The sequence below is a fragment of the Singulisphaera rosea genome (assembly GCF_054877945.1).
On record NZ_JBTYIP020000002.1, the window covers coordinates 164,361 to 180,188 of the forward strand.

Here is a 15,828-nt window from a genome sequence, read left to right on the forward strand (position 1 = left end):
TTCGAAAAAAAACGAGGCGGACTGCAAGTCGGGCGTCCAGGCAGTCCGCCTCCGTGATCGTCGAGAGATTCGTCTACCACAAGACCTGGGACATCGAAGGCTCTCTGGCCCGCCCCCCGGTGACGGGGCTACCTGCTGGCGGAACCACGCCCGCGGGGTTGAACCAGGCCCGCCAGCAGGTAGCCCCGTCACCGGGGGACCAGCGGGCCTGAAACAGCCTTCGTTGTGAAGCATGACCAGCCAAACGCTCGGGCGGCGCAACGCCGCCCCGGTGCAGAGCACCAAGCTAGACCTGTCCTCCCGCTTCGACCACGACCCACCACCGACCGAATCGATGAAGGCGAACTCCTTTTACCCCACGGTCGCAACCCTTGCAAGGGGTTGCCGATTTCATCGGGATGACCGGCCGGATTCGCCACTTCGGCGAAGTCATACCTCGGGCTCGAATCGATCAAAATTACTGTATAATTTCATGATGTCCGCGGGCGGAAGCCCGCGTGATTTTCGGCGAATCTTTAACATGTTTAATTCTTTTAATGGTCGCGATTCGTCCCTTCGTTCTGGCGAGATCTCACGAGTTGCGCCAGCACTTGGATCGTGCCGGACGTCTCGGTTAGAGTGGACGCACGCTTCCACGTCACACTGGTGAGGGCACCCCATGACCGCCTCGACGACGGATTCCCAGCGGGTTCAGTGGCTCCGGCACTTCGGCAAAGAGAGTGACGGTCGGTTGTCAGCCGGAGAGCTCAGGAAGAAGCTGAAGCTCGCGTCGGGCAAGGGGGCCGACGTCGATCCGATCTTGCAGGATGCCGACCGGACCATCGTCGAGATGCTCGAGTCCGGGGTCTTATCGGTCGCGGGGGGTGCCAAGGAGGGGCTCCATCCCCGTCCCAACGCCACGTATCGGATCACCGACAAAGGCAGGGACCAGCTCAAGCCACCTCGGCCGGATTTCGCCGATGAACAACTCCAGGCCCAGGAAGCCTTCATCCTGCTCCAGGTCTTTCGCGCGAGGGAAGGGAGGCTCACCCGGTCCGACCTCAACGGCAAGCTCAAGACCAGGGCCGCGGTCGGCCAACTTGAATTCGACGTCAAGGCGGCGCCGGCGGTCGTCGACTATCACCTCGCGATGCTCGTCGACAAAGGGAATCTCGTCGAACAGAGGCGCGGGGTATCCGTCGTTTATAGCTTGGACCCCGATAGTGGTCCCAAGGCCCTGGCGAGTGTCAAGCAGCACGATGGTGTCAGCTTCACCATGAGCGGCGAGACGCTGAATTCGCTCCTCGCGGCGGCACGATCGTCAGGGACGAGCGCCGAAACGCCGGCCCATGTCCCGGCAGAGTCTGTCGAGACCACGCCCCCTGCCCCTGCTCTTGCTCCCACGAGTCTTTCGCCGGACGACATTAGCCGCCACGTCGCCACGCTGCAGGCCGGCACATACGCGGGCAAGGATCTGATCCCCATCTATGAGGTTCGTCGAATCGTAGCCCAGCACCATGGGGCTCACGCGGCCGATCACACCAACCTCGACCCGGTCCTCAAGCAGATGCGTGCCGATGGCCAACTCCGACTGCTCGCCATCAGCAATAGCCAGGACGCAACCCAGGATCAACTCGACGACTCGATCCCCGGGATGAATCAGACACTCTTCTATATCGTGGCACGTTAGGAAATCATCGATGTCGTTCGAGAACCCGTTCCGCGAGAGTCGCCTCAATAGCAGTCGGAATTTCCGCCCGGAGTGGGACGTCCCGGACCTGAATCGCGAGATCACGAAGTGGTTGGGCACGGAGATCGGCCGACTCTGCGGGAGGGCCGAACCCGATCCAGGGCAGATGATCGCCGTGTTGACGGGTCCCCCGGGCTACGGGAAGACCCATTTCTTCGGCAGGATCGAGCACCTTTTGGGACACGAAGTCTTCTTCGTCTTCGTCCCGGCGTTCGAAGAAGGGTCGGCGCCCCTGGAGCACGTCGTCTGGCACGTCGTGGAAAGCCTTTTCCGATCCCCGGAGGGGGGGCATTCCCCGTTGGAGAAGGCCCTGGCCGACCTCTGCCGGCCAGAGCTGGCGCGATACTTTGCCGAACTCCCGCCGACCCTCGCCGCCCGGCATGAACCGATGGGGCGAAGGCTCGACGAGTCGTCGGACGCGGTCCTCGAGCTCGTCCGCCAGATCAAGTCGCTCAACCCGTTCCTCAAACTGGCCGACTCGTTCGTCCAGGTGCTTCCCAGTCATGCGGGGATCGTCCGCGCCCTGTCCCTGGGCTGGACTCCATCGCCCTGGCAAACCACGGCGAAACGGTGGCTCCAGGGCGAGGATATTCCGGATGCGGAACGCAATGCCCTTGGCCTGCCCGAGGACGCACCGAGCCCGCTCGATGTCTTGCGAGCCATCCCACCCCTGTTCGGCAACCTCCGCCCGATGATGATCTGCTGCGACCAGATCGAGGCGATCCTGGCGGGCAAGAGCGATGATCGGATCAATCAATTAAGCTCGGATTTGATGGATCTTCTCCAGTCGGTCCCCGTTCAGATCGTCCTGAGCTGCTTCCAGGATCAGTGGGATAAGTTCTATAAGAGCGCGTTTTCGGCATTCAAGTCGAGGGTGAGACAGCCGAAGTTTTTACTTGATGATATGACACCGGAAAATGCGATCCAATTGGTCGGGAACCGGATGGGCTCCTGGCCGGAGAGGCCTCCGGGGCAACCCTCGACCTGGCCCTTCAACGTCGCGTCGGTCGTCCAGGTGGTCAAGGATGAGACGCTCACCCCTCGCGAGCTGATCCAGCTCTGTGCCCGTTCCCTGGATGAGTGGAACGAGACGTCGGGTGGTTCAGAGATCACCCTCGGCAACCAACGCCAGCGCAGTCCCGAACCCACCGCGCAATTTCTGCAAGAATGGAATCGCGAGATCGAGCTCCTCCGCCAGTCTTCTGAGCGCTCGGCGGATAATCTCCAGGAGGATCGACTCTATCGAGGCATCTTCGAGGCCTTGAAGCTGGCCCAATCGGCCCAGAGGATGCGAGAGTTCGGCGGCGTTAGGATCGTCGACCTCCGCGACCGTGCCATCAAGGCGACGGCCCCCGCGAAGCGGCCGGGGGCCTGGGTGGTCCTGGCCGGCGGGCCCGGCCAGGAAGCGATCACGGTCGTCGTGGCCCTCACGAAGATCGAGGCATCAAAAAATCTGGGTTTTTATTTCAAGGCACTCTTCGATGCGTCCGCCGACCCGATCGCCGGGGCCCTGCTCATCCACCCGAAACGCGACCTCGACCTCGGGGCGAAGACTCGCTCCGACTACGAATCCCGACAGAAAGCCGGCAAGCTCCGGCTCATGCCGCTCGAGGACTACCCGCTCACCTATCAAGCGACCGAATGCCTTGTATCGCTCCTCGATCGCGCCGGTGCCCGCGAATTGGTCATCAATGGTGTCACCCTCTCACCCGAGGACTGCCGCGACCTTGTGATCAAGACCGGTGTGATCGATAACCTCGACCTGTTCAAGATGCTCGGCCAATGGAGACGATCGTTGAGCAGGGTCAGCACCGCACCGGTCTCCGACACCATCGAGACAATTGTTCCGGAAGTCCCGGCCGCCGCGAAGGTCGCTAGCCCCCAAATCACCCCACCCGAGACGAGTCGACCGTCGCAACCCGTGCGTGTCACCCCCCCCTCATCTCCCCGCCCCGACCTGAGCGATTGGGCGAACAAGAAGCTGGTGGGGGCAGTGAAGAAGCTGCAACTCCAGGGACAAGAGGTCGAGCCGGATGGATTCGAGGTGGGGCCGACGTTTGCAAGGCTGAAAGTTCGACCCGTGGGCAAGACGAACTTCAAAGGAGTTTGCAACAAGGCCGTCGACCTGAGGATCTCGCTCGGCTTGGAGGTCGTCCCGATCGTCGGGTCCCAGGCCGGTTGCATCAGCATCGACATCCAGCGCCCGGACCGAGCAGTCGTGTCGCTCGGGGATGTCCTGGCCGATGCTCCCGAAGGTCTGGGGGGGAAGCCGGCGTTCCCCGTCGGTCAAGATGTCGCCGGTAAGAGTCATTGGCTGAACCTGGCCGACCCCTCGGATTGTCACCTGCTCGTCGCCGGGACGACGGGCAGCGGTAAGAGCGAGTTCCTCCGCGCGGCGATCGCCCTGCTCGCAGCCCGGCTCACGCCGGATCGGATCCGATTTCTCCTCATCGATCCGAAGCGCGTCACCTTCAACCTCCAGCGCCCGAGCCCCTATCTTCGAGCCCCCGTGGCCTACGACCTCGACGAAGCCCTGCCCCTCATCGAGACATGCATGGCCGAGATGGATCGGCGCTACCAAATCCTCGAGGAGCGGAAGCTCTCGAATGTCGGCGAGTTGCCGCCCGAACTGCTGCCGAGGATCGTCGTCATCATCGACGAGTTCGCTAGTTTCCTCGAGGATAAGGAATCGAAGAAGGTCGTCACGGCCCTCCTGAAACGGATCGGGGCGATGGCCAGGGCGGCCGGGATCCACCTCATCCTCTCGACCCAGCGTCCCGATAAAGACGTGGTGACGCCACTTCTCCGAGAAAACCTGCCCGGGCGCATCGCCTTGAGGGTCGCCTCGAAAGCAAGCAGCGACCTCATCCTGGGGGCACCCGACGCGGAGAACCTCCTCGGCCGGGGGGATCTTTTCTGGAAGCGTGGAGGAGAGCTCCTCAGGCTCCAAAGCCCGTTCGTGACCCAGGCCGAGCTCGAGGAAACTCTTCGATGTCACGCCTGATCGGGATCCATCCGACCTCTCGATCCAGGAACGTTCGCGACGTCAACGTGACAGGATCGAGAGATATTCCCGGGCAAGGTGCTGGACGTCGGGAAGCCCGGGAGGAGCTTCGCGGATCGGGGGAATCGGGTCCGTCAGCTCGACTTCTAGCTCTCGGGCGTCGTTGAAGCGACGACCAGGATGGGCCAGGCAACGCTCGATCAGGCCGATCGTATGGGAGTCGAGTTGCTTGGACCGGAGTCTTTCGGCGAAGTCGTAGGGAGGCCTTTCGATGGCGCCGACGACGAGTTGATACCAGACGACCCCCACTGCGAAGACATCATCCTGGAACGGCCTCCGGCGGACGCCCCGTTGCTGGGCCTCCGGGGGCAGATAAAGGCCGGTCCCGACCATGCCGCCGAGCGAGCCGAGTTGGGAACCGGCGTCGCGTTTCACGCTGACGACCTTGGCCAGGCCAAAGTCGCCGATCTTGACGCGGACCTCGGGGCCTTCCGTCAGGAGGATGTTGGCGGGCTTGATGTCCCGGTGGGCAATGTTTTGGGCGTGGGCGGCGGCCAGACCAGCGACGACCTGGCGAATGATCTCGTGAGGATCGAGCGTGGGTCGTTGCTTCACATCCTTGACGATCCACTCCTCGAGCGACCCGCCTCCGAGGTATTCCAGGGCAAGATAAGGATATTGGCACTTGTCGGTCTGGACGTCCTCGAAGTCGACGATGTTGTCGTGCTTCTTGAGGCGTTTCAGGAGCTCGATGAGGCTTTTCTGCTCGCGCCGGAGCCACTCACCCGAGCTGTCCTTGGTGAAGAACTTGTAGGCCCGAGGGATGGGATAGCCGGGATTCACGGCCAGCCAGACCTCGCCGAAGCTCCCCATGCCCAGGTGTCGGCGCAGGATCCAGGGCGAGCCCTGGGCCACCGGCTCTCCCTGATGCCGCAACGGCTCGACATCCTTGAGCAGCATGTCCAGGATCCGTTCGCTCCTCAGGACGCTGCCATCCATCGTGCCGTAGGAGCTCCGATAGCGGACGTTGCGGGAAAGGTTGAGGAGGATGCCGATCAACTCCTCGCGCTGAGGTGCGGAAACCGACGATTTCGGATTCGTCGACAAGGCCTTGGCCGCAAGCAGTCGAATATCGGCTTCGCTCAGCTTCGCGATCTTTTCAACCTGGAGCTCGATCGTTTCATTCGCGGCCTTGGTGCTCCATTTGTTCACGATCTCCACGACCCAATTCGAGACGTTCCCATAGGCCTGGACGACGTCTTTTGCCGCGAAATACGCTTGAAAGAGAGAAAAGATCAATTCCATCGCGGATCACCGTATCAAGGTATTATTTTGGGGTCGTCGGGCATCCACGCCATGGTTCCATTTAGTCGAGGAGTTGTCGGCGGGCTAGGCCGTCCGGCCCTTCAATAAGTCATACCAGAATGACCGGGTCAATACTTGTTCCGCGGTTTCAGGAGCGCAGAAAAACCCGAGAGACTGGCCCTCACTCGGACCTTCTCCCGGGTTCCTTTGTGCCTTCGTGACTTTGTGGCGAAACTCAGACTACGTCGACCGGGATGAGCCCAGCCAGGCGTCGTTGATTAGTCCGAGGCGTTGGCCGTCTTTTCGGGCTTCTTGGCGGGGACAGGAGCCGCGTCGCCAGGGCGGAGGCCGAGGGACCATTCGACCATCTCGAGCCACATCTTCTGCATCTCGGGCCGTTCCCAGGCGTCCATGCAGTGACCGAGGCCGTTGTAGGCCACGCGGCCCTTGCCGTAGTTGCGGGCCCAGGCGACGGGGAAGCCCCAGTCTTTGCGGTGGACGCCCTTCTTGGTGAGGTCGAGCTTGTCGGGGTCGAGGCGGAGGAGGACCCGGACGTCGTCCGACGTGAAATCCTTGATTTGGTAGATCTCGTCTCGTAAGACGAAGTTGCTCGGGAGGTGGCCGAAGCCCGGGAAGTGACTGTCCTCGACGACGAGCGGGGCGTTGAACTGGCCCCAAGGGTGACCGTCGAAATAGCCGCCGATGAGCTTGCCGTACTCCGGCCAGCCCATGAACGTGATCGTCGCGCTGTGGATCCCGATGAAGCCTTTCCCGTCGTCGCGGATGAAGGACAGGAAGTCGGCTTTCTGGGAGTCGTCCATGTCGAGGTTGCCGTCGGTGAAGAATACGATGGCGTCGAAGGCGTCGAGGTTCTTCGCCTCGTATTTCAGGGGCTTCTTCGTGATCGCGGTGCAGTCGGTCCGGAATGTGGTGTCCCACTTCCCGGAGCTCTTGCCGAGGTTGTAGAGGGTGACCATCGCGGTCGAGACCGCGTCGTGCTGATAGCCCTTGCTCTGGCCGATCACCAAGAGCTTCCGCTTCTTTTCCTGGGCCGAGGCCGGCCCCGTCAACCCGACGGCGACCGCGGCGGTCAGGATGAGGATTCCACGAAGTCGACTCATATCAAGCCTCCTGAAACATCGGAGAGAGTTCGCCAGGCGTGACTTGACGGCTGTGCCTAAGCCCGGAGGACGTCTATCCGCAGATGTCGCAGATAGACGCAGATGAGATCAGAAATAAAAGTTCATCATCTGCGGAAATCTGCGTCATCTGCGGATCAACCTCTACGCTTGTTGACTATTCATCAACTCAGCGTCCCGAACGGCTGCCGGCCGCGACGGGCTGCTCCGATTCGATCAGGTCGCGCATGAACCGGGCGGCGAGCTTCGCGTTGTGGTGTGCGTAGCTGATGTCGACGGTCTGGCCATCGATGACGGGGAGCTGGTGGCAGAGCTCGTAGCCGATGTAGCCGTTGTAGTCGATCTCGTTCATGGCGCGGACGAAGTCGCGGTAGTACTGGTTGGTGTCCTCGCCGACGACTCCGTCGTTCCGCTCGAAGCCGTGGATCGTCCCGTCGGGATTCTCCTCGAACTCGCCGCCGAAGTGCGTGAGGACTTGCCGGGAGCCGACGGCCTGAGCGCCCTGGTGGATACCGGCGGTGCTGCGGTCGGGCATGAGCGGGGCGTCGAGGCAGATCTGAACGTGCGGCGAGCCGACTTCCTCGACCATCCGGATCACGTCGTTGTGGTCGTTGATGAGCGGCTTGTGGTTTTGCAGGGCGAGGGTGACCCCGTGGTCGCCGGCGTACTTGGCGCACTCGACGAGCGAGTCGCGGCACCAACCCCAGATCTCGTCGTGCGAGAACTTCTCATGGACGATCGGCCAGTAGCCTTCGGCAATGTCGTAGGTGGCCAACTTCGGGTGCCGGGTGATGCCCCACCAGGCGAGGAAGACGCGAAGGGTCGGGGCGCCGAAGTCGGCGGTCATCTTGATCAGCTCGCGAGCGTAGCAGATCTGCGCCTCGCGGACCTCGGGGACGGGGTTGCTGAAGTCGTTGTTCGCGGCGATGGCGTAGATGTCGATCCCCTCGCCATCGGCCTGGGCACGGAGCTCCTTGCACTTGGCCGCATCCCAGTCGAGCGGGTTGCCGTGGGGACGCTTGCCGTCGATCTCGATGCCGTCGTAGCCGTACTCCTTGGCCTTCTTGATCATCTCCGGCAGGGTCAGGGCCTCGCCGCGATACCAGAGGCCAAGATACGTGATGCTATAAAGACCGAGTTTCATCTCGTTTCCTTTCTGAAAACCGAAGGACAGGCTTGGAAATCGGGCAGTCCGTCACTTGATCCGACCGGCAGCCCAAAGGATGGCGTTGTGGACCAGGCTACGATACGACGGGTGGGCGAAGGCCGTGTGGCCATGTCCGAGTTGGATCGCCACGACCTTGTTCTTGGGATCCGGGCCAACCCACCCGACGACGCTCGTGCTGTTCGGGTTGTCGGTGGTCAAGAGCGGGGTGATCTTCGGGGAGACATACATCCGCCCGTACGTCTCGTCGACGATGTGGAACGGGGCGACCCCGGCCGTGATCGGATGCGGTTGCGGGGTGACGAAGATGTGTTCTCGGTCCTTGACGCTCGAGCTGGGGGTGCCCCCCTCGCGCGACAGGCGGTAGCTCCCCCCCACCGTATCCTGGTACCACCAGTTCCACTTCTGGTAGTTCAGGAGCGCGTGGTGGAGGACCACGACGCCTTTCCCGCTCTCGACGAACTCGCGGAGGTTCTTCTTCCCGACTTCGTCGAGGTCGCGAGTGAAGTCGTACATGATCACAACGTCATACTTGTCGCGGAAGTCTTTTTGAAACGTCGTCCCGCTCGCGCCGATGGCGAGCCAGTCGAGGTCCTTGAATCCTTCGAAGATCGAGTAGAACGCGGTTTCGTGATCGTGCCCACCGACGATGACCAGGGCTCGCACGGCGCCCTTGTCGGGCTGGGATGGTCCGATCTCCGGCGGGAGCGTGACCTTACCGGTCGCCGCCCATTCGGTGCCTCGTGCGAACGTCGTGATGAATGCCTTCTCGAGCATCCCGGCGGTGTCGTGGCCGAGTGCATCGACGAAGACCCGCCCCTTGCCGAGTTCGGCGACGATCAGCGCCGGATCCTCGACCGTCGAGGCGATCACCTCGGCGCCGGAGCGGGCCGCCAGGCCTCGGAAAACGGCGTCGGCGACCTTCGTCCGGAACGTCACGCCCGCCAGGACGGGGTGCTCGGCCTTGGTGACTTTCAAGTCGACGAACTGGACGGGCAAAGCGGTGACCGGGCCCGGCTGGACGGGCCAGTAGGCCGGGATGGCCGCGGCCGCGGAGCTCGACTTGGCCTCCAAGGCGCCGAGGGCTCCGTGGGTGAGCACCAGGCCTTTGCCCGACTCGACGAACTGGGCCACCGCTTTCTCCTCGGCGCTCCCCGCCTGGATCCCGGAGCCGTTGTCGACCACGACGTCGTAACCGGCGAGGCCCTGGGGGCTCAACCCTTCGGGGTTTTCACAGAGTCGGACGTCGAACCGATGGGTCTCGGCGAGGATACGGCGGAGGACCGGGGTCGTGGCTTGCCAGGAGTGGTCCCCCTGGCCCGTGAGGATCAGGACCCGCAGGGCCGTCGCCGAAGTCGGATCGGCGGCACCCTCGGCGTTCGCGCGAGCGCCCAAGCCCGCGGTGAGCAGCCAAGCGGCCAGGCTTCCGACAGTCAGGGCTCGAATCAATCTCGAGAACATAGAGCCTTTCCCCTTTCGATCGGCGAAATCATGGTCGATCATCTGTGTTCGAGGGAGCCCAGAACCTGACACGAAACCTGTTATTTCTTAAAAAACGGGTTTCTGTCACCGTGATCGTCGACGACCTCTCATTGGGATGGCGCCGTGAGCTGCCACGGAAAACCGTCTTTTAAGAAAAAGACAGGTTTCGGGACAGACACTCAAACGCCCCAACCTTCGCGAGTTTCAGGGCGTACCAGGGCCTGCGCGACCTTCGAGCCGGACAGCTTCATGGAGCCCGTATCCCAGCCCACCCGTTCGCCGGTCCTGGTCGCGATGTTACCAAGGTGGAGCGCCTCCGTGACCTTGGCGGAGACGACGAAGTCGGCACCGGTCTGGAGCTTGCGGTCTTGGATCGCGTCGAGCCACTCCCGCTCGTTGCCTGGAGAGCGCGGGAGACTTTTGGGGGGCTCGACGAAGGAAGACCGGCGTTCTGCGGGGAAAAGCTCGGTCTTCGCGCCGTTGAAGTCGCAGAGGAGCGTCCCCTGACTGCCAACGAACACCATGCCTTCGGAACGGAGTGCCCGATGGTCGGTGACCGCGGTCGGCCGGTCGGGCTTCAAGCCGCCGTCGTACCAGGTCAGCTTGACCGGCGGCATCCCTTCACGCTCGGGGAATTCCAGGCGGACGATCGAGGCCTTGGGGTAGGTCTCGGCGTAACGCTCTGAGGAGCTGCTCTCGGCCGCAATCGGGGGAGTTAGCTTCAAGGCCCGGTAGATGACGTCGAGGCTGTAGCATCCCATGTCGCCGAAGGCGCCGCAGCCGAAGTCGTTCCAACCCCGCCAGACGAACGGGAGATAGGCCGGGTGATAGGGCCGTTCGGGCGCGGGCCCGAGCCAGAGGTCCCAGTCGATCCAGTCGGGGACCGGCACCGGCTCGGTCGGACGCTCGAGCCCTTGGGGCCAGGAGGGGCGGTTGGACCAGTTGAAGACCTCGCGGATCTCGCCCACGGCGCCTGCAGAAATCCACTCGCAGAGTCGCCGGGTTTCCTCGGCGGCCTGCGGGGTCACGGCGACCTGCGTCACCACGCCCGACTCCTCCGCTTGCTTGGCCATCAAGCGGGCCGCGTGGATCGAGTGGGCCATGGGCTTCTGGCAATAAACATGCATCCCCTTCTTCATCGCGGCGAGCGCGACGGGGGCATGGAGTACGTCAGTCGTCCCCACGACGACCGCGTCGATGTCCTCTTCCTTATCCAGGAGCTCGCGGAAATCGGCGTAGGCCGTGCAGCCTTTGGACTCGCCCGACTTCCGATTCCGGCCGTTATACCCGTTCACGATCCGCTGGGCGGGCTCGCGACCGGCAACACCCGCGGGGACCTTGAAGGTATGCGTCAATGGGAGCATGGGCGCGTTCGGGCTGAGCCAATCCCAGCTATTGCTGTCGCCGACGAGCCTGCGGGTCCGGTTGGCGAACTCGCTCTTGCTCCACTGATGGTAGTTCGCTGCGGACCGCACGGGGTCGCAGACCGACACGGCCTGGAGGTCGGGCTGCGCGAGGAAGTCGAACATGACCCGGAGGCCCTGCGACCCGACCCCAATGAACGCGACGTTGATCCGGCTATTCGGGGCGACCACGCCCCGGGCCCCGAGGACGTGGCTCGGGACGATCGTGAACGCGGTGGCGGTCGCCCCCGCGGTGGCGAGGAAGCCTCGACGGGTCGTCGAGGCTTCGTCCACAGTCTTCCGGCTCTCGGTGGTATCCATGGTTGAAGGGATCCCCGTGCGAGTCTGGAGGAAGGGCGACTTCGTTACTTGTCCAACTCTTTGATCATGATGTTCTTGTACTGCACCAGGCTGGGAGGGCCGCTCCACTCGCCCTGCTTGTTCTTCTGGCCGTGATGCTGGAAGGCGATCCGTCCCCGCGCCGGGAGTTGCGGGATGGTGGCACCCGGGATCACGAGCTTGCCGTTCAGCAGGACCTTGACGGTCTTGTCCTTGACGGTGATGTCGAAATGATTCCACTCGCCCACCGGCTTGTCGGCCTGGAGGAGCGGGGTGGCCGCCTTGCGGAGCTCGGGAGACGACTTGCGATCCATCCTAATGCTGAACATCTCACCGGAGCCGATCGGCCAGCACCAGATATTGACCTGGAAGAATCCGTCGCCGCGGAGATACACGCCCGAGTCCGCGTCGGGCAACGGCAGGCGAAGCTCCTTGCCGTGGATGTCTTTCGCATGCGTGCCATCCTGGAGAATGTACGGCACGTTCTTGTTGATGAACGGGGCTTCCTTGATCCGCCAGTCGACCTGCAGCTCGAAGTCGCCGTATTCTTTCGCGCTCCAGAGGGTCTTATCGCCCTTGGCCTCGCTGAGGGCGTCGTAGTCGATCACCCCGTCGACGACCTTCCAGTGGCCGTTGTCGCCCTCGGGCACCGTCCAGCCCGAGAGGTCCTTACCGTTGAAGAGGGAGGTGAAACCCTCCGTCGAGGCGGACTCCGCCGCCCAGGCGATCGACACGAAGAGGAGCCCCGCGAACGGGGCGACGAGGTGACGAAGCTTCACCATTGGATTCGGTTCCCGGGTAGTTCGACGCAAGTTCACCGATGACTTCGACGATGGCAATATTACCGAGGTCGAACACTCATGGGCTTGCTCGACCGCGGCAGGTTTTGTGACAGGAGCGGCGACGACCTCGCCGGTCCTGTTCGCTCCTCGGCCCAATCAGTGAGGGTCGGGGGGCAAGTCGAGGGAGGGGTTGGCATTGAAGAAGCCGTCGGCGCGGAGCATGAAGCCGCACGACGTCACCGGCATGACCGGCCAGTCTTCGATCCTGGGGATATGAGTCTGGCCGAACGTGTACCAGAGGACGAGGTCGGTGTCCGCGATGTTGCGGTCGGCGCTCGTCCACCGGGGCAACCCATCGCCGCCGGGGTGTTGATTGGGATAATCCCCGCCCGGGTAACGCTCCTTCGCGTCGAGGGGTGTCACCCAAAGATTCTTCCTCAGGAAGCCGGCCCGGTTCAGTATCGCCGCGTTCGGCAAGGCAAAGGGGAGCGTGGCCTCGGCGGGGCAGAGCCGATAGGCGGTCGCGCCTCCCAGCTCATTCTTTTTCGAGGCGTTGACGATCCGCCAGAATCGTGAGGACGCAAGGTTGGTGTTCCGTTGCGCCTCCGATTCCTTGGCGAGCGGCGTCGCTTCTGCGAAGAAGGCGTTGTCGTAAGGGTTTTCCGGTCCCGAAGGGAGCGCTTTGGTGTTGACCTCGTGGACGGAGTTCTCACGACCGTCCACGTCCATGTCGAGCCGGGCGTTGAAGAAGTGTTGATGATAGGGGGCGTTCAGCCGGGGGGCGACCTCGGTCCCGAACTTCGCGGTTTCTCCGGGCTTCAGGGCCATCGTGTTCACGATGCCCGTGAGCTTGACCTCGAGCTGAATCGAGCCATCCTGATAGAAGTACCAGTAGAAGCCGTAGTCGTAATTCCCGACGTTGGCGATCATCGAGACGGCCAGTCGCCTCGAGCGGCGGACCTCGGACTGGTTCGTCCGCCAATCGGTGTGCTTCCAGAGCACCCCGGCGTCTTCCTCGTGGAGGCAGACCGCGTTCTTGATGCTGACGACCTGCCCCTTGCTATCCGCCATGTGGGCGTCGAAATATCGGATCGTCCCGAGGCAGTCGCAGCCGAGGGCCAGTGAGTTCGCCAGCATCCCGACGCCGTACTCGCCGAGGTCGAAGACGTTCTTGCGGTAGGACGACTCTTTCGGGTCGGCGTAAGGAACGAGCATCTCGGCGATCGAGCCGCGATAGAGGATGGGGCGGCCCTCGTAGGCGACCGTATTGATCACCAGGCCTTCCCTCGGGTTGAATCCGACGTGCATCGTCCACTTCTGCCAGCGGACTACGTGGCCGTCGACCGTGAAGCTCGGCCCGTTGGGCTGCACGACGTCGAGGGGCTTGATGTCGTTCCGTGGCTTCGAAACGGCCGAGCGGACCCAGTTGCCGGACTTCGGCGGCAAGGGGACGACGCCGTGGTCCTCGATCCTGACAACTTCCTTGCGATTGAGGTCGACGATCGCCAGGACCCCCTCGATCGGTCGGGCGTATCCGTTATCCAACGGGTCCGCCTTCACCCAACTCAAGGATCGGACGATCCGCTTTCCCTTGTCTTCTTCTCGCTCGTTCCCGTAATGCCCGGCCGACCAGGCGTCGACCATCACGAGGCTCATGTCCTCGATCCCGCGTTTCTTCAAAGCCTCGCGGTATTCGGGGCATTTCTTGACGACCTCCTCGACCTCGCCGAACTCGTCGAGCAAGATCGCGGGCTGCACGCCCTTGGGCAGTTCGTCGAACCGCGACACGGCCTTGGTCGTCAGGTTGACGACCGCTTCGTACCCTTTGCCGGTCGCGTTGTCGAGCAGGACGACGAACGCCTCGCGAGGGGGAAGAGACCCCGGCGTCGGCTTGAGGACCAGGTCCTTCGCGGGCTCGTTCAAGGTCACGATCACGAATCGAAACGTGTCGGTCAGTTGACGCTCTTTGCGGAGTGTCGCGACCGCGGCCCTGACCTCGTCGGCCTCCAACGGGTCAAGCGGGTTTCGCGACTCGGCCGGGGCGACGGTCGGGGCCGGGCTTGGGTTCGCGGCGGGTGCCTCGCTCCCCTGGACCTGTGTCGCCGCGGCGACGACGAGCATTGCGAAGGTCGGGACGCCCCCTCCGAGGAACGCCCGGACGATGGTTGTCGCATTCCGCATGACGGCCTACCTCGTTGTGGTGACGATCCGATCCTCCGGGCCCGTCGTCGGCCTGCCGCCCGGATTCACCTCGACGTCGAATGAGTCGGGATGTGGGCTCGATCGGCGGCCGATCGTCGCGTGAGGGCCGGCGGTGAGGGGCGACGTCGAGAAGGGACCCGGCGTCGCTCGAAGGATGATGCGACACCAATTTAGCGGCGGCCCTCGGCGCGATTATTGTTCGCCAGCGGCAGGATTTGTGACAAGAGCGGCGTCGCCCACCCCTTGCGTGTAGTGCTCGCGGTATTCGCGAGGCGTCCGTCCGAAGTGGCGGCGGAATTCGCGGCTGAGGTGGCTCTGGTCCGCGAAGCCGCAACTCAAGGCGACATCGGCCAGCGACTGAGTTGTGTAGACGAGCGCCCGGCTGGCCATCCGCATCTGGAGCTTGCGGAGATATTTCTGGGGCGTGAGGTGGAAGCTATGGAGGAACTTCCGCTCGAACGCCCGGACCGACATGTGCGCCCGCCGGGCTAATTGTTCATTGGTAATGGGCGTATGATAATTGTCCCGCATATAGGCCAGCACGGCGCCGAACTCGCTCCCCGGGACCGGGTCGTGGCTTGCCGGGTTGACCTGGCGGGTGATCCCCGCCGTCCCGATCACGAGCCCATCGGCGTCGAGGAGCGGGATCTTATTCGTGACGTTCCAGACCGTCAGGCCGTCCGGCTGCCCGACCAACTCGATGCGGTTGAGGATCCGATTGCCGGCGAGCACGTACTCGTCGTCGAGTCGGAACTGGTCGGCGAGGAAGCTCGGGGACAACTCGTAGTCGGTTTTTCCCAACAGGTCCTCGGCTTCGGGCTGCGGTTCCGCGGAACTCTTCCCGAGCGAGTAATTGAGGAGGAACGCTCGATTAACCCAACGATAGCACCCCTCGCGGTCCTTCACCCAGACGAGCGCATCCTCGAGGCAATCGAAAAGCGCCGCCATTTGCAGGAACGCATCCAGCTTTCTCATCGAAGACGATTCCGAAGACCCCGATCAAGTCCGGCCTTGGGGCGTGACCGAGTAAGATTCGCCGCCGGGCGTCAGGTCATCCGCACGCGCAGGCGAACTCGGCCCACACATCCTCGCACTTCGCGAGCGGCCCTTCCAGGGGTTCGCCACTCATCTCCGGCGAACCCTACCGACCCGTTCGGATCGCTCCGGGTGGCGCTCAAGGCGACGAACTCATCCGGATTCGGAAGCCGCCCTCGCCTCGGAGGCGACCGCATGAACTTCGCGACCCGAGGCGATATGCTGAAGCCTGTCGAGGTCCGT

Annotated in this window: 11 protein-coding genes; 3 read left to right on the forward strand and 8 right to left on the reverse strand. The window is 63.1% G+C overall.

Annotation, left to right across the window (positions count from 1 at the left end; genetic code table 11):
- The first annotated feature begins 53 nt into the window (after nucleotides 1-53).
- From ACYOEI_RS03810 to ACYOEI_RS03820, 3 genes are all read left to right on the forward strand, one after another.
- Entirely contained in the window at nucleotides 54-212 is a 159-nt protein-coding gene (locus tag ACYOEI_RS03810; protein ID WP_462847972.1) for a hypothetical protein, read from the forward strand.
- A gap of 446 nt (nucleotides 213-658) precedes the next feature.
- Nucleotides 659-1,669 carry a helix-turn-helix domain-containing protein gene (locus ACYOEI_RS03815; protein ID WP_462847973.1) on the forward strand — a complete coding sequence of 337 codons (1,011 nt, stop codon included), beginning with the start codon at nucleotides 659-661 and terminating at the stop codon, nucleotides 1,667-1,669.
- Between the two features lie 10 nt (nucleotides 1,670-1,679).
- Entirely contained in the window at nucleotides 1,680-4,733 is a 3,054-nt protein-coding gene (locus ACYOEI_RS03820; RefSeq protein WP_462847974.1) for an FtsK/SpoIIIE domain-containing protein, read from the forward strand.
- Between the two features lie 42 nt (nucleotides 4,734-4,775).
- On the opposite strand, the gene ACYOEI_RS03825 is transcribed toward ACYOEI_RS03820, so the two are convergent.
- The 8 genes from ACYOEI_RS03825 to ACYOEI_RS03860 form a co-directional block, all read right to left on the reverse strand.
- Entirely contained in the window at nucleotides 4,776-6,038 is a 1,263-nt protein-coding gene (locus ACYOEI_RS03825) for a serine/threonine protein kinase (protein ID WP_462847975.1), read from the reverse strand.
- Between the two features lie 278 nt (nucleotides 6,039-6,316).
- Nucleotides 6,317-7,159, reverse strand: a complete 843-nt coding sequence (locus ACYOEI_RS03830) for a ThuA domain-containing protein (RefSeq protein WP_462847976.1) — start codon at nucleotides 7,157-7,159, stop codon at nucleotides 6,317-6,319.
- A gap of 187 nt (nucleotides 7,160-7,346) precedes the next feature.
- Entirely contained in the window at nucleotides 7,347-8,321 is a 975-nt protein-coding gene (locus ACYOEI_RS03835; protein ID WP_462847977.1) for a sugar phosphate isomerase/epimerase family protein, read from the reverse strand.
- Between the two features lie 51 nt (nucleotides 8,322-8,372).
- Nucleotides 8,373-9,803 carry a ThuA domain-containing protein gene (locus ACYOEI_RS03840; protein ID WP_462847979.1) on the reverse strand — a complete coding sequence of 477 codons (1,431 nt, stop codon included), beginning with the start codon at nucleotides 9,801-9,803 and terminating at the stop codon, nucleotides 8,373-8,375.
- Nucleotides 9,804-10,003: 200 nt separating this feature from the next.
- Nucleotides 10,004-11,548: a Gfo/Idh/MocA family protein gene (locus ACYOEI_RS03845; RefSeq protein WP_462847980.1), complete on the reverse strand. Its 1,545-nt coding sequence runs from the start codon at nucleotides 11,546-11,548 to the stop codon at nucleotides 10,004-10,006.
- A gap of 44 nt (nucleotides 11,549-11,592) precedes the next feature.
- Nucleotides 11,593-12,348, reverse strand: a complete 756-nt coding sequence (locus ACYOEI_RS03850) for a 3-keto-disaccharide hydrolase (RefSeq protein ID WP_462847981.1) — start codon at nucleotides 12,346-12,348, stop codon at nucleotides 11,593-11,595.
- Nucleotides 12,349-12,504: 156 nt separating this feature from the next.
- On the reverse strand, nucleotides 12,505-14,529 hold the full coding sequence (locus ACYOEI_RS03855) for a primary-amine oxidase (protein ID WP_462847982.1): 2,025 nt from the start codon (nucleotides 14,527-14,529) through the stop codon (nucleotides 12,505-12,507).
- A 213-nt stretch (nucleotides 14,530-14,742) separates the two neighbouring features.
- Entirely contained in the window at nucleotides 14,743-15,525 is a 783-nt protein-coding gene (locus ACYOEI_RS03860; RefSeq protein WP_462847983.1) for an AraC family transcriptional regulator, read from the reverse strand.
- Nucleotides 15,526-15,828: the final 303 nt, after the last annotated feature.